Annotated in this window: 17 protein-coding genes; 1 reads left to right on the plus strand and 16 read right to left on the minus strand. The window is 39.4% G+C overall.

What is annotated here, in order from left to right:
• Position 1 precedes the first annotated feature (1 nt).
• Genes ACCI49_RS07400 through ACCI49_RS07475 form a run of 16 tightly spaced genes read right to left on the minus strand, consistent with a single transcriptional unit; the run spans position 2 to position 13,362 of the window.
• Complete coding sequence (locus tag ACCI49_RS07400) at positions 2-793, minus strand: FliH/SctL family protein (protein WP_371838319.1); 792 nt, start codon at positions 791-793, stop codon at positions 2-4.
• Positions 793-1,155 (minus strand): hypothetical protein, encoded by a 363-nt coding sequence (locus tag ACCI49_RS07405; RefSeq protein ID WP_371838320.1) that lies wholly within the window; start codon positions 1,153-1,155, stop codon positions 793-795. Before ACCI49_RS07405 ends, ACCI49_RS07400 begins: the two co-directional genes overlap by 1 nt.
• Complete coding sequence (gene fliF, locus ACCI49_RS07410) at positions 1,145-2,569, minus strand: flagellar basal-body MS-ring/collar protein FliF (RefSeq protein ID WP_371838321.1); 1,425 nt, start codon at positions 2,567-2,569, stop codon at positions 1,145-1,147. Before fliF ends, ACCI49_RS07405 begins: the two co-directional genes overlap by 11 nt.
• 13 nt (positions 2,570-2,582) lie before the next feature.
• Complete coding sequence (gene fliE, locus ACCI49_RS07415) at positions 2,583-2,876, minus strand: flagellar hook-basal body complex protein FliE (protein WP_371838322.1); 294 nt, start codon at positions 2,874-2,876, stop codon at positions 2,583-2,585.
• Positions 2,876-3,274 (minus strand): flagellar basal body rod protein FlgC, encoded by a 399-nt coding sequence (gene flgC / locus ACCI49_RS07420; protein WP_371838323.1) that lies wholly within the window; start codon positions 3,272-3,274, stop codon positions 2,876-2,878. Before flgC ends, fliE begins: the two co-directional genes overlap by 1 nt.
• A gap of 2 nt (positions 3,275-3,276) precedes the next feature.
• Positions 3,277-3,651, minus strand: a complete 375-nt coding sequence (locus ACCI49_RS07425; protein ID WP_371838324.1) for a flagellar basal body rod protein FlgB — start codon at positions 3,649-3,651, stop codon at positions 3,277-3,279.
• A 15-nt stretch (positions 3,652-3,666) separates the two neighbouring features.
• Positions 3,667-4,818: a flagellar basal body P-ring protein FlgI gene (locus ACCI49_RS07430; protein WP_371838325.1), complete on the minus strand. Its 1,152-nt coding sequence runs from the start codon at positions 4,816-4,818 to the stop codon at positions 3,667-3,669.
• Positions 4,819-4,828: 10 nt separating this feature from the next.
• Positions 4,829-5,497: a flagellar basal body L-ring protein FlgH gene (locus tag ACCI49_RS07435; RefSeq protein ID WP_371838326.1), complete on the minus strand. Its 669-nt coding sequence runs from the start codon at positions 5,495-5,497 to the stop codon at positions 4,829-4,831.
• Positions 5,494-6,441, minus strand: coding sequence for a flagellar basal body P-ring formation chaperone FlgA (gene flgA, locus ACCI49_RS07440; protein WP_371838327.1), 948 nt, complete (start codon positions 6,439-6,441; stop codon positions 5,494-5,496). Before flgA ends, ACCI49_RS07435 begins: the two co-directional genes overlap by 4 nt.
• An 8-nt stretch (positions 6,442-6,449) precedes the next feature.
• Positions 6,450-7,214 (minus strand): flagellar hook-basal body protein, encoded by a 765-nt coding sequence (locus tag ACCI49_RS07445; protein ID WP_371838328.1) that lies wholly within the window; start codon positions 7,212-7,214, stop codon positions 6,450-6,452.
• Between the two features lie 32 nt (positions 7,215-7,246).
• Complete coding sequence (locus ACCI49_RS07450) at positions 7,247-7,963, minus strand: flagellar hook-basal body protein (protein WP_371838329.1); 717 nt, start codon at positions 7,961-7,963, stop codon at positions 7,247-7,249.
• Entirely contained in the window at positions 7,963-10,038 is a 2,076-nt protein-coding gene (locus tag ACCI49_RS07455) for a flagellar biosynthesis protein FlhA (RefSeq protein WP_371838330.1), read from the minus strand. The genes ACCI49_RS07450 and ACCI49_RS07455 overlap by 1 nt, the downstream gene beginning before the upstream one ends.
• Positions 10,031-11,140, minus strand: coding sequence for a flagellar biosynthesis protein FlhB (gene flhB, locus ACCI49_RS07460; protein ID WP_371838331.1), 1,110 nt, complete (start codon positions 11,138-11,140; stop codon positions 10,031-10,033). The genes ACCI49_RS07455 and flhB overlap by 8 nt, the downstream gene beginning before the upstream one ends.
• Positions 11,140-11,904, minus strand: a complete 765-nt coding sequence (locus tag ACCI49_RS07465) for a flagellar biosynthetic protein FliR (protein WP_371838332.1) — start codon at positions 11,902-11,904, stop codon at positions 11,140-11,142. Before ACCI49_RS07465 ends, flhB begins: the two co-directional genes overlap by 1 nt.
• The gene (gene fliQ, locus ACCI49_RS07470) at positions 11,904-12,170 is read right to left on the minus strand and encodes a flagellar biosynthesis protein FliQ (protein ID WP_371838333.1); all 267 of its coding nucleotides are present in this window, start codon (positions 12,168-12,170) and stop codon (positions 11,904-11,906) included. Before fliQ ends, ACCI49_RS07465 begins: the two co-directional genes overlap by 1 nt.
• A 46-nt stretch (positions 12,171-12,216) precedes the next feature.
• Positions 12,217-13,362, minus strand: coding sequence for a tetratricopeptide repeat protein (locus ACCI49_RS07475; protein WP_371838334.1), 1,146 nt, complete (start codon positions 13,360-13,362; stop codon positions 12,217-12,219).
• A 1,389-nt stretch (positions 13,363-14,751) separates the two neighbouring features.
• Here ACCI49_RS07475 and ACCI49_RS07480 point away from each other — a divergent pair.
• On the plus strand, positions 14,752-15,057 hold a 306-nt coding region (locus ACCI49_RS07480), incomplete at its 3' end, for a transposase (protein ID WP_371838335.1).

Here is a 15,057-nt window from a genome sequence, read left to right on the forward strand (position 1 = left end):
ATTAAGATTGCTCACAATTAAATTCTTGTGACAGAGACTTTCTAATTGCCATTAATTGCCTTTCAAGACCACCATCCAGAACGCCAACATCATATTCAATTAATAGATCACTCAACCGCAGATCATCATCCGGAATGAGGCTAATCTCACAATTAAACGTATACTCTATTTCACTACGTATACTTCGAATTCGATCAACATCAAGTGGTGAAGCCTTTATAGTCAATTTTTTTTCATTAGGTAGCACCTCTATTACATTTGATATAAATGCTCTTAAACCACTTTGCTTTGCATATTCAACCCCTAAAATTTTGCAAGAAACTTCTAGGGCAAGTAATGAAAGGCTCTCTGTGACTTTTAACCATTGGGACTTGGAAAATTCGCCCAGCAGCTCCAAGTTCTTCTCAAACTCTTCTGATTTTTTAGCGACCTCATTAGTGAAATGCTGCTTGTATTCATCCTCCGCTTGTTTCCAACCGTCTGCATAACCTTGCTTTAATTTGGATTCAATATCTTTTGCATATTCGTTCTTTGTTAAATCATAGGTTTTCTCTAAGTCAAGCAAGTTACTTCGTAAATTTTCAAGCTCTGAGTTTTGCCTACTAATAAGCTCTTGTAATGTCAAAATTTCTTGCTTAAGAGATTTTGTTAGCTTTTTCTCATGTTCAAATTGCGCCTCAATATTTTCAACCTTTGCATCAGTGTCTTCCGTTACAACAGGATTAGCATCAGGCGTATAAAATTCTATCTTATGGGTTCCACCTATCTTAGCGCGACGAATTATATCAGACATTAAAATTCACCTGTCATATATTCTACCGACCGGGTGCTAATCAAATCAGATACGTATGGTGTGACGTTACCCTTCAAAAATATTTTCTGCTTCCCTCCAGTTTCCACTAAAGAAACATATTTCGGAAGAACTCGATCTTGCTGGCAACCTATATCATTAACTTCAGATATGCTCTCGTCAGCTATAAGGTTAGTCACTTCACTGTACTTCAGTGATTTAATCCCTGATTTCTTCAAGTCTCTTAGCGCATTATCTAAAACTAACTTGCAATCACCATTTAACCTAGAGCGTATCCAGATACGATCTAGAAAGGATAATGATTTATACCTAACAGCAGCCAACTTCGCAGGTTTATTTAACATCAGCTTGTCTCGAACTTGAGCTTTCGTTGAGCCATATTCTCATATCATCTAAAACTTCCAGACGCTCAGTTGAATTCAACCTTCCTCGACCAAAAATAAAAAACAAAATTATCAAAATAAAGAAAGAAATACCGGCATACACGTATATTTTAATAGATGAAAACTTATTGATATCGTATTTTTGAAGAGAAGAGTCTCTCAAGAGAACCTTTACAGGCTCTTTTAATTTTTCACCTACCATCTCTTGGGTTGCATTTGACGCAAGATCAGATTTTATCGTTTTCTCTAAAGAAATAAATTCAATTGATATTTTATCTCCAGCTTCTTCATTGAGACCGACAGCATTAGCAACCAAATCTCGCAGCTTCTGTAATTGTCCCTCGCCCAGCTCACTTGTTAACAATATTGAGACGCCTTTTCTTATGATCCGCCCTGGGCTAACTTGCTTCTTTACTAACTCACTGGAATATTGATAATTATTTTCAATACTCTCAGATAGAATGTCATTTTCGCTGCTTTTTCCCTTAGAACTAGACCTTTTTGATGTACTGTCTTCTCTATACTCCCTACTAACCTTATTGCTCACCAAAACTCCGGAATCAGAATTCACAAGCGGAAGCGAATTTTGCTGTGTACTTTCAGACTTTGAATAATCTATAGTTAAATCAACACTTACAACTGCATTCTTTTGATCAATTACTTTAAAAAGAATTTCGTTTACCTTTGCAGTGTAATATTCTTCGAGTTCTCTTTTAAATTCTACTTTTTGTAGAGCATCACCAAGAAGCAACTCAGAACTGGACAGGAGGTTTCCCTTAGAGTCCATAATAGTTACTTTACTGGGCATTAGCTTAGGCACAGAAGCAGCGACAAGATTTTGAATCCCAACTATCTTATCCTGTCTAAGAGCATATTGATTTTTAACAGTCAAAACTACAGAAGCTTTAGCTTCTTCTTGACTTCTCTTAAAAAGAGAATTATCCGGAAGTACAAGGTGGACTCTTACGCTACGAACCACATCTAAAGTTTTAATTGACTTTTCAATCTCTCCCTGGAGAGCTCTCTGATAATAAATTTTCTGGGAAAACTCAGTTAAGCCATACGAAGCATCATCAAAAATTTCAAAACCAACATTTTCTATATCAAGCAGCCCATTTTCGGCTAACAGCATTCGAGCAACTGGGATTTGCTCACTTGAGACTGAAATCGCTCCATTTTGTTCATCTATTTCAAAGGAGACGTTATTATCTACTAACGTTCTAGTTACACTACTAATCTCACCTTTTTGTAGATCGCTAACCAATATTTCACTACCAGTTTTAATCAAGAGGAATAGCACAACAGCTAAAATACTCGACAGAACAAAAAGGCCGGCGAATATTTTCTTTTGATATGATTTAAAATCTATGTGCATAACAACTATTCCACTATACCTGCATCTTCATAATTTCCTGATAACCTTCAAGTAACTTATTTCGAACCTGAGTTACCAATTCAAAGCTCAACTTGGCCTTGTTGATTGCTGACATTACCTGATGGACATCATCCAGATTGCCTACTGTAAGCGTTAAAGCCTGCTCTTCAGCAACGCGATATTGTTCACTGACATGCTGCAATTCTGACGAAACAGCTTGGTAAAAATTATTATTTCTTACCTCTGAACTTGATGGCAGCTCAATCTTTTTAAACTCTCCAATTGGATTAATTGCATCAATACTCATTACTTGGCACTCATATCAATTGTCCATTGAATGATCTTTTTGGAAGCTTCTAAGGCCTGTATGTTCGCTTGATATGCGCGCACAGCAGTCATTAAACTAACGATTTCCTCGACGCTATCAACTGCTGGTTTTAAGATATATCCATCTTCATTAGCATAGGGATGTGAAGGATCATAAATACGTTTGGGTTCAACATTTCTTTCGGAAACAGTTATTCCATCAATGCCATTTGCATCCATCTGACCATTAGTACTGGCTACCACATCCCGAGGCTTATAAACATCCATGGTATTGCTAAATGTCTTGGTACTATTAGCAATATTCATCGCTACGGTATCAACCGTTAGGCGTTGATACTCTAAGCCATCTAAACTTATTGCAAAACTATCAGTTATCATTACTAACCTCCTTTAATTGCAGTCTTTAATATTTCAGATAATTTTGTTTTTGCGACAGATAGAGACTGGAATTGCAAAGTGTTATTGGCTAGTTTAACCATTTCTTGATCAAGGCTGACACTATGGTAAGTAGGGTGAATGCTAACTTCTTCAGCGGGCTTCCACGAAGAAGAAACTTTCTCCAAGTCAGTAAAGTCATTCTCACTCAGGGCCTGTCTTATTTTTTCATATGACCGACCAAACTCTGTAGTAAGCGGCCTATAACCCTCCGTATCTATATTTGCAATGTTATTTGCAATAAGGCGATTCTCAACAGTTGTTCGATCAAGAGACTTATTAAGTAAACTTCCTGCAATACTATCAATCAGTTCAATCATGTCGTAATTCTTCATTTATTTAATTATGAGTCTTGCATGCAATGCGCCAGCAGATTTTATTGCCTGTAAGATAGCAATCATATCTCTTGTGCTAACGTGTATCTGCTTTAGAGCACGAACAAGATCATTTACAGTACTTCCTGATGGCAGCGATACTGATGCTAGCGATTGCTCCTTAACACTGATATTAGTATCCGGCACAACAACAGTAGAAATACCTTGGCCATTTTCATCTGTTAGATTTGACTTATTTAGGCCAATAGAAAATATATTTGGTTGCGACACAGCATAATCTGTAGATATGCTTAGTTCCAAGTTACCATGGGATATTGAAACGGCATCAATTCTTACGGAACCTCCCGAAACTACGGTACCTGTTCGCTCATTAATAATGATTTTAGCGATACTGTCCGGCGTTATGGATATATTTTCTAAATCAGCGATCAAATCAATTAAATCAATATTGGTGGGCACATCAACAATTATTTTACCTGCATGCTCAGTGGTAATATTTAGCGAGGGGAAAGCACTTTTAATGGCTTTTTTAACTCTAGCAGCAGTTGTAAAGTCAGGTTCGGACAAAACCACACTAAGCTGACCTTCTTCTAGCAACTTCGTGTTTACAGCTTTCTCAACTGTTGCACCATTTGTAATTACACCTACCGTTGGGTGGTTTTTTTGAATAACATTTCCATTTAATCCGTATGAATACCCTCCAACGGAAATTGGTCCTTGTGCCAAAGCATATATAACTCCATTGGCTGCCGTTAGTGGAGTCATTAATAATGTACCCCCGATTAGACTCCGCGCATCACCAACTGATGCAATATTAATATCAATTTTATCACCAGGCTGGTAAAAAGCAGGGAGATTTGCTGTAACAATAACAGCTGCTACATTACGGCTACTGATTTCTTGTTCATCAACTATTACATTAAATCTAGCTAGTATATTTGCTATCGATTGTATCGTAGCATCTGAACGACGCGTATCGCCAGTACCTGCAAGACCTGCCACCAATCCATAGCCAACTAAGGCATTATCTCTAACACCTTCAACGCGAGCAAACTCTTTAAGTCGTACCGTGGCATTGACATCGCTCATAATAAAAAAAGCAATAGTCAATATCGTAAATGAATAGGAAAGTTTCCACCTGAAACTTCTCATAAGAATATCTCTACTTACCAAAAACTTCATCTTCTATATTAGTATCAGCTTCAATTTCTTCTATTCTGTATACATCATCATCAATTTTCCCATCTCCTGGGCAACAGATAAAACCTGCTATTTTATTCCAAATACTAATCCTATCCGGATCTTTCCCTGAATATACGATCTTTGCCTGACTTAGCCGGCTAGAAAGTACGGTATTATTATCATCTACATGATAAGGACTAACCCAACCTGTCACTGAAATATATTGATCTTCCCCGTTAACTAATAAATGCTGTTTTCCGTGGAGGAAAAGATTGCCGCTCGGGCTTATCTCCGCTACATCTGCAGTAATAACAGCCTTAAATAGACCATCCCTATTTGTGCTACTATCGCTTGATCCCCCAACACTTAAATCTAGAGATCCCCCTCCTATTTCCTCTCTTGTCGTTGTGGAAAGATGCCCAGCAGCACCAACAGAAATCGCTGCGGAACCACTTCCTCCATCATTCGCACGAGCAAGAGAGGTTTCAACAATTACAATAGTAACGGTATCTCCTATCGCTACTGCACGGTAGTCAGCTATTAGCGGGATAAATGTTTCATCACTAAAAAGTGATTCAGAGTATGCTCTATCTATCATTAAGACATTAATGAACATGATAGATAAGAGTACCTTTACAGCTTTCTTCACATTTCCCCCTGCACAAGCACCGTGTCTTTTCTTATAACCTTACCTTCGAACATATTTTCACCGTTCTCTAGTTGGACTAATATCAAATCACCTAAATCCCCATCAGATTTGGCCTTACCCTTGGCAACTATTGTTATGTTTTTAACCACTGATAAAATTACTACCGACCTTCCCATTTCTACCGATGGTATAAGCTCAAAGTCATCAGTTGTTATTACCTCACTTGTATTGATATGATTCTTGAGGCGCATCCCTTGTGGTATGGTTTCAATTGGAGTGTGCGTTAATTTAGCTATATCAGTGTATTTTTCTTTTACTATAACTTTATCTGAGTAGGTACCTTTCCTATAGGAACTGGCAGCTTGTAGCACTGTATCGTAATGTGCTATTTTTAACCAAAGTGGGAAGTTGTAAATAACTCTACCTTTGCTTTCTAGTGATACATTCACTGCTTCTCTTGATTTTATTTTTCCCTTTGAAAATCTCTTTATAACTATCTGATCTGGCTCAGCACAAAGGTTGACTTCAGGAATGTTGTCATACGGTACTATTGATAGCTCACTGCCCGCTTCAACTTTGCTATGAAAAACTTTCTTCACTTTTAAATTGACGACATCCATATCCAGATTAAACAAAGGACAATTAACTTTAATTTTGTCTGGGCCAAAGATATTCAAATGATGTTGAGGGTATAGAGCCATAATTAGGCTCGATAAATCAGATTTATCTACCCAATATCCCCTTTCCGTCCTATCTCTTTGTAGATTACCTGGAATTAGTATTTCCTTATTTTTCTCTAACTTAGAACTTATTTCTCCAATTTCGCTTAATAAAACTGCTTTACTTTTTTGATTAATTATAGGATGCAGTTTTATTTTAATTTCCTCTGCGACAGCGAATGAAGCAGCCATAAAAACAATTACTACATGTTTATACTGCTTCATTTATATGTTCAAACTCTTAACGAGTTATTGATTTTCATAATTTCATCGGCTGCACGAATAACTTGTGAACTTCCCTCATAAGCCCTTTGTGCCATAGTTAAACTTAGCATCTCTTCAACAAGGTCAACATTTGAAGCTTCAATATATCCCTGTCGAACTAAACCCAAACCGTCCTCGCCTGGCTCCGAATAGTATGCTGATCCAGAATCTTCATTTGCACCATAGAGACCACCAGTAATAACATCCAGATCTTGCTCGGCCATAAACCCTGCCAGAGATATTTGGCCAAGGGTTTCTTCACTATTATCAGATAAGCGTGCTGAAACAACTCCGGACTCAGAAATATTGATATCTATAGCATCTGGTGAAACTTGAATACGGTCAGCTAATAAATAGCCATTTTCTGTTACAAGAAAACCGTTATCATCTAATTTAAAGTTTCCTACTCTTGTATAAGCGAGTGATCCACTAGGTAATTCAACCTCAAAAAAGCCCTTTCCGGATATGGCAATATCCATCTGATCATCAGATACTTTGAGGTCACCCTGCTCATAAAATCTGGTTATTTGGCTAGCCGCAGCCCCCATCCCTTGAGATTGTAACTGCCCATTTACCGAGCCTACTTTTTCGGTTTGATATATCAAACTCTCAAAATTGACTCCCTGGCGCTTGTAAGCCGGTGTATTCAAGTTTGCCATATTATTTGATATAGCATCAATTTGTGCTGCCTCTGCACGCATCCCAGTCGCGGCAATATATAGTGCATCTATCATAGGTTTTCCAAGGCCTTAATTATCAATATTTGTTAAATTCTACCGACTTTAGATACTAGCTCTTCCATCATAGTGCTATATCCCTGAAGTACTTGCTGACTTCCTTCAAAATGTCGAGTAAGCTCTACCAAACTGACCATTTCATGTAAGTGGTTTACATTGGACATTTCGAGAAATTCTTGCCTAACCGACGGTTGCTCAAGCAAAGAAACTGAGGGACTTGAATATTTTCCTTTACCTATTTCCTGCAACATATTATCCGAAGCATCAACTACAGCTATTTTAGCAATAACTTGATCTCCCTCTTGGTAAAGCTCTCCGTTATTTCTTATTTCAATTGTTCCTGGTTGGACTTGAATATCCCCATCAATTCCTTGAAGTTTTGATCCGTCAAGTAATGTGAGATATCCCTCGCTATCTACTTTTAGCTCTCCTTGTCGAGTTAACCATGTTCCTGCATTATCTCGTACTTGGAAGTAACCATCACCTTCTATTGCCACATTTAGGCTTCGGCCAGTAAATTTTAAGGCTCCATTTGAATAGTCAACTCGGGAACTCGAGACTATATTTATATTATTACTTCCCGTGATAGCTAATTCCTTGCCAACCAAATCTATCGACTGTACTTCTAAATCTGCAACAATACGTTTATATGCATTTGTATCAACATTTGCCAAATTATGTCCGATCGAATTAAGTTTTCTAAGATCAGATTGCATCGTATTTAAGATTGTATTAATTCCTTCCATTACGCTTCTACTGGCTCTCTTTTGCTTTTTTCATCTTGATTAACTCTCACGATTGAAAATGAGTTTACCTGTATATTTGTTGGTACTTCATTTAACGAGATAACTGACATATGGGGCATAAAGCGCTCTATCAACTGCCGCATATGCACTCGTAGTTTTCCAGAGCATAGTAAAACTGGCTTATTTCCGGAGTTAATCATTTGCTCTGCCGATTTAGCAATACTCATTGTAAATGTCTCAATCAACCTTGGATCGGCTGCCAAGCTGCTCACCCCATCTGTATTATTAATACTTTCTGATAGATTTCTCTCTAGTCGAGGCTCTAGTGTGAGTACTTGCAATGTACCGTCTTTATCTAGTAAAGGCTCACATATTACTCGACCGAGCTGTTGGCGAACCAACTCTACAAGTATATGGACATCTTTTATTGAGCGAGATTTATCAACCAAAGACTCTGCAATAAGCTCGATATTATTAATTGGCACTTTCTCTTTAATTAACAGTTTCAGAATTTTCTGAATATCACTTAATGATAAATTATCAGGGATTAACTCATCATATAGTCCAGGCTGAGACATCTTAACCTTTGAAAGCAGTGTTTCAGTCTCCTTTCTAGTTATCAGTTCGTCAGCATGCTTTCTAATAACTTCACTGAAATGTGTAAATATCACTGTAATCGGATCTACTACCGTCAGCCCGCTTTCTTTTGCTTGACTTCGTTGTGAGTTATCTATCCATACAGCAGGTAATCCATAAGAAGGATCTTTAGTTTTTATTCCACTGACATCTATACTACTACTTGTACTTATTCCCAAAAGCTTATTTTCGTAACACTCAGACTTAGCCACTCTTGAACCAAACAATCTGATTTCATATGCATTTGGCTCAAGACTTTGTGATATTGAGACCTTCAACGTTGGCACTATTACACCCATCTCTTGGGTATACTGTCCTCTAAAGCTCTTAATTTTTTCAATAAAAATTGAGTCCTTGGATAGGAACTCACCCAACTCAGAACCCGATTGTATTTCTAATGGCTCGACGATAATATCGTGATACCCAGCGTTTTCGTTTCTGCTTTCTTCCGCATTTTCCGCAGCTAATTCATCATCAGTGATTTCTGACTGATTTTTATTTAAAATGATGAATAGAGTAGGGATAAAAATAGCTAATAATATTCCTATTGGCCAAAGAGGGATCCCAGGCAAGATCGAAAAACATGCTAATGCAATGCACACCAGAACTAAACTCTTAGGATATCTACTTATTTGCTTCGAAATTTCATTACCTAAAAAGGAGTCACTAGATGCACGGGTAATAATGATTCCGGTTGCCGTAGATATAATTAACGCAGGTATTTGAGTGACAATGCCATCGCCAACTGTCATTAATGTATAGGTGTGGAGAGCATCCCCCCAGCTCATACCTATTTGGGCAATTCCTACTGTTAATCCACCAATAATATCGATAAGAATAATGATAATGCCAGCAACAGCATCACCTTTCACAAATTTACTTGCGCCATCCATGGAGCCATAGAAGTTTGCCTCACGCTCGATTTCTTTTCGCCTTTTCTGAGCCTCGGTCTCATTGATAAGTCCCATGTTGAGGTCAGCATCAATACTCATTTGCTTACCAGGCATACTATCTAGAGTAAAGCGAGCAGCTACTTCTGCAACTCGTTGTGCGCCACTTGTTACGACTATAAACTGCACAACAATTAGGATGAAGAAAACAACGAGGCCTACAATGTAATTTCCTCCAACAACATATTCACCTACTGCTCCAATAACTTCACCTGCATCACCATCACTTAAAATCAATCTGGTCGCTGCGATATTTAATGCAAGCCTTAGAAGCGTGGCTATTAGTAGGATTGCCGGAAAAGTAGAAAATTCTACTGGACGATCCATATAAAAAGTTAGAAGAAGTATAAGTAGGGCAGTACTTAAATTAAACAATAGTAGGAAGTCCAACACCTCTGATGGTATTGGTGCGAATAAGACCACCAGAATTCCGATAACCCCTAAAACAAGGGCAACCTCACTCTTTGTTCCAAACATTCTCTCAAGCATTGAGTGCATCCTGGTCTTTAATATCTCTAGCTATTGGGGGCAAGCGTTTTTCTCTTAGTTCACCAAATAATTTTGCAACCGGCACGTAGCTTTCAACTGGTATGTAGTCATCTACTTTTGTTCTCTTATAGAGTGCCCGTGCTAATGGTGGCTTTTGCATTATTTTAATGTTATGTTTTCTGGCCAATTCACGAATAAGTAAAGCTGTTTTGCCTTTGCCTTTGGCTATTACTTTAGGGGCTAGCATACTGCTTTCATGGTATTTTAAAGCAACAGATATATGAGATGGGTTTGTTACAATTACATCTGCCGACGGCACACTTCCCAGGCCCGTAGTTTTACTTCTCAATTCTTGCTGAAGTTCTTTTATTTTTTGCTTTACCTTCGGGTCTCCATCTCTACGCTTTATTTCATCTTTAACCTCTTGTTTTGTCATTCTCATTTGCTTTAAGAAACTTTTTCTTGAAAACAAGAAATCCAAAAGGGCTATAGCAGCAATTAGTGGTATCAACATAGCCAACACCTCTACGAGCGCGCTAATAAATACAGATAATGCGGAACTTGGGTCATGATTCGCCAGTGCAAGCCAACTGTTTAATTTACTCTTAATATAGAAGAATAGAAAACCAATTAAGACGGCAATTTTTATTAGTGTCTTAAAAAGATCAAATAATGTCTTTAACGAAAATATCTTTTTAAACCCATTAACGGGGTTTAACTTGTCAAAACTTGGCTTTAATGGATATCCCGAAAAGACAAACCCTGTTTGAATTATATTCCCTAATGCCGCAAACAGCGCCGCCAACAGCATAATTGGCACAATAACGAATATGGTCCTTTGAACTTGAAGGCCAGCCCAACCTAGGATATTTTCGTCACTACCACTTGCCACTTCGGAGAAGTCCAGCATCCCTGATAGATTATCAAGGAGCTGACCGGCCAGTATCTCTCCCATACCCACTATTAATATCAAAAACCCAATTAGCGTAAAGAGAGAAATTACCTCTAAACTTTTAGCGACTTGCCCCCTTTTTTTTGCTTCTTTTAGTTTAAACGGAGAAGCTGGTTCGGTTTTTTCTGAAGATGAATTGTTGTTGGCCATTACTGAACTAGCACTTGCCCCCAATAGTCAAATATTTTCTCAAAAACCGCGGTAATTGGTGATATCAAATAACTTAGAGAAGCGGTTAAAATAAATAAGCCGAGAAATATCTTAAGTGGCAATCCAACAAAGTATGGGTTTACTTGTGGCATCGTACGAGCAAATACGGCAATAACCAAATCAACCAAAAGCAGCCCGAGCAGTATGGGGGCAGCCAAGATTGCCCCATACATAAACATCATCCCTGATGCAATAAATGCATCTAACAATCCATTTGGATGGATAGTGCTGCCTATGGGGACTATATTCAATGTTTCTATGATGCCTTTAAGGAGTGCATGATGCCCACTCAGTAAAAAGAAGATGGTTGTACCAAGTAAAGTAAGCAATGTTCCTATGAGGGAGTTTTGCGTGTTTGATTGTGGATTTAGTAGTGTCGCCGCACCAAGCCCCATCTGGAAATCAATCAACCTTCCTGCAACTAAAAATACGGACATTGCAGCCATTACCACAGCAGATAGAGTGATGCCTACAACTAGCTCTTTTGCCATTATCGTAATTAGTTCATAGCTACTGCTAATTCTAATCTCACTAATTATTACAAATGGAGTTAAGACCAACGCAACCGCAATTATTAAAAAAAATCTGATTCGAGCTGGCAGGCTGATTACTGGCTGCAAAGGAAATGCCATGAAGGTAGGTGCAATACGACACGCAACAAGCAACATGCTTACGATAAAATCAAGTCCAGCCTGGATTGACATTACATCAGCTCAACGATCCGACGAAACATTCCTTCCGTATAAAGGACAATGGTACTTAACATCCATGTACCAAAGATAAATATTATGCCGATAATGCTTAGCATTTTTGGCACAAAAGTTAGAGTCATCTCCTGAATTTGGGTTACAACTTGAAAAATACTAACAAGCATGCCGACTATCAGGGCCGTACCCAATATGGGAGACGATACCAGCCCTGCCGTGGCTAGCATTTCTCTGACCATTTCTAACGCTACTTCTGGTGTCATACCGATGACTTTACAACGCAGTTAAAGATGTGACTACTATTCCTAACTAGTCATTCTTTTTTGTTTCTGACAAAGATTGAAAGCGAGATAGTGAATTAATTAATCGCTCGCCCTGCTCATTGACTTCACTATTCAATATTTGTGTTACGATTTCTTCAGCCTTTTCCTGCTCTCCAGAATCTGATTCCAGAAGAGCTTGTGCAAAACGACCTGCAAAGGAGTTGGCACTTAATCTATTTGCCACCTTTGCCTGGACAGCAGCACTATTTCTTTCTCCTTTAAGAAGGTTAATTATTGCCAATGTCCCTAGTGTCTCAGAAAATCTCGGTTCTAGCTCTTTAGCACGCAGCGCTGTTTTTTCAGCGTTTGATAAATCCCCATTACAGATATGAGCCCATGCCAAAGCATTGTAAGTACCTAAATGGGTTGGCATATTATCGACAGCTTTTTGCAGGCTATTTGTGGCATGTGAAAATTCCCCTCGGAGTAGTGCCAACAAACCCTCTCCAAGCCATCCCCTACCACTCGATGGTTTTTCTGCTAAAGCAACGGCAAAGTGATTCTCTGCTGCCTGTAATTCACCATCACCTAAATTCAGGGTACCAATAATCACATTGGCTTCGACATTCCGGGGAGACTTGCTGAGGATTGCATCAGCCTTGGTCCGCGCTGATTCTCTATCCTCTTGATCTAGAGCTAACAGGGCTGATACTGACTCCGCTTCCAGCGCAGTTTCCTCACTTGTTTTAGCAAAGGTAAGGAGCTGTTCAGCTTCTTTCATACGTCCCAGATAATGCAGTGCCCGCGCTTTAAGTAATGCGGACCTAGGTGATAATGTTTCCAGCCCATCCAGGGTGCTCAATGCATTTTGTGGCTGATGTAACGCTAGCTGAGCCCAAGCAATATTATATTTCACAATATCTTGAGGAACTTTAGAGCCTAGCTGAGATGAGAATTCATCAATGGCAACGCTGTACTCACCTTTATACATGCACAACATGCCCTTCTGAAACAACAGTGACGAATCTTCAGGCCAGTGACTTAGGCCTTGTTGCAAGTAATGCTCAGCTTTTTCCAATTCACCTGCTCTCAAACAGGTTTCCACCAACTCAATGAGCAAGCGTTGGTTCTGGCTGTCTACTTTAAGAAAGGAAGCAAGCTTATTGATCTTACTTTTCAAGTCTTCCATCATTTCATTTCCTAAAAAGAGCCGTCGGCGACCTCTCGGCAGCGTAATGTATCACAAACTTTACAAACACAAATAAGTTTTATTAAGCCAATAACAGAAGTTGTTAGTTGGCGACATTTCTGCTTCATTCCGCTATTGCTCTGGTTGTTTTTTGTGCAAAATTTAAGGGTTTTATTATTTTAAATTCGAGTAATTAGCTGTTTTACTGGTCTTTTGCTGAAGATAAATTTTGATTTTCTTGTTTTTACTCTTGCTAACAGTGAAACATGTAATGTTATGTCACATATGACATGCTGTATGCTTGTGGGATTTTCTCTATTCTTGGTCACCTCACGGAATCCATACGAGCCGCGCTTACTTTCTCCAGCCATGAAGCTTCTATCAAATCTTTGCTACGCTCCTCTTGTAAGTCGGCACCGCACTTCTGCAACACAAATACGGTCATTTTACGAACAAATGCAAGTGGCTAATTAACTAGGATACGCTATATATACTGTGGTGGTTTGACATAGTGTTTTTATTCAATTTCGAAGTGCAATCTGTATACACCTACTCTGTAATCAAAACACTTTGCATATTAAATATCATTAGTAAAGCAGATATCCTCCGGGGCACTTTATTATATCTCGGTTGGATCCTAACTATTTAAGCCTGCTATTACGGCTGGACCACTATCCAGGGGTGGTAGATTAGGAGCGCAGGTATTAAAGCCACAACACAAAAGTAAGCTTTGATTCGCGAAAGTAAGTCGGCGATTCTCATACGGATCGGCTTTCCTTTTGGACACAGACTCTTTTTCGGCTTACAATTGCGAAAACCAACTGTTGCAACTACTGGGATTAGCGGAGGCTGTAGGCTTGGTCGGTATACAGGTATACAAACACTAGGGGTACCGGCTGTATTACTGTCGAGCTTTTCTTTTTGCCTTTTACTGCCAAGTCAATCAATATCAGACGTTTTTGATCGATTATTTTGTGTACATACGATCCCGGCCCTAGGAACCTTCCTATTTCCCGCTCTGCTTACTATCAACCAATGGAGCCAGGGCGCAACCCCGTTGCTGCTGGATCACTATTTAGAGCTATTGGATTGGAGTGGTCGATATTTAGCCCCCAGAAAGCGCGGTACCATTTCTGAGAACATTCCTCCCATTCTTGAGCGACTGGGAATTTCACCAAAACACTGGCTCTGTCTCAATCGAAATTTTGAAAGCCGTTTTAAAGGTTTGGTAGGGTCTGCTGAGGCCGTACGACACGCTTGCAGGCAGCTCGATAACCGCTGGGTACACGGCATAAGCGATTGTCCACGCCACCTTTCTGCCACACCCTGCTAGTTCGGTAGTGTTCAGAACTCTGTGTCATTTCTTTATCATTAACAAAAAAGAGATGGCCCATGACCAAACCCACTTTCGATATGGATGCCGCCATCAAGGCCTTGCGTGAAGGCAAAGACCTCAGTGGCAAAGATGGCATTCTAACTCCTCTGATCAAGCAACTTACCGAAGCCGCCATGAAGGCGGAGCTGGAAGAGCACCTCGCCAGCGAGGACAAGCCCAACCGCAAAAATGGCACCACGTCGAAAACCATGAAAAGTCCCGCTGGCAGTTTCGAGCTGCAGACGCCGCGGGACCGCGCCGGCACCTTCGAGCCACAAGTCGTCAAGAAGCATCAGACCCAGCTTACCGACGAACTGGAGCGC

Origin of the sequence: Microbulbifer epialgicus (assembly GCF_041447265.1) — a bacterium.
Lineage (GTDB): Bacteria > Pseudomonadota > Gammaproteobacteria > Pseudomonadales > Cellvibrionaceae > Microbulbifer > Microbulbifer epialgicus.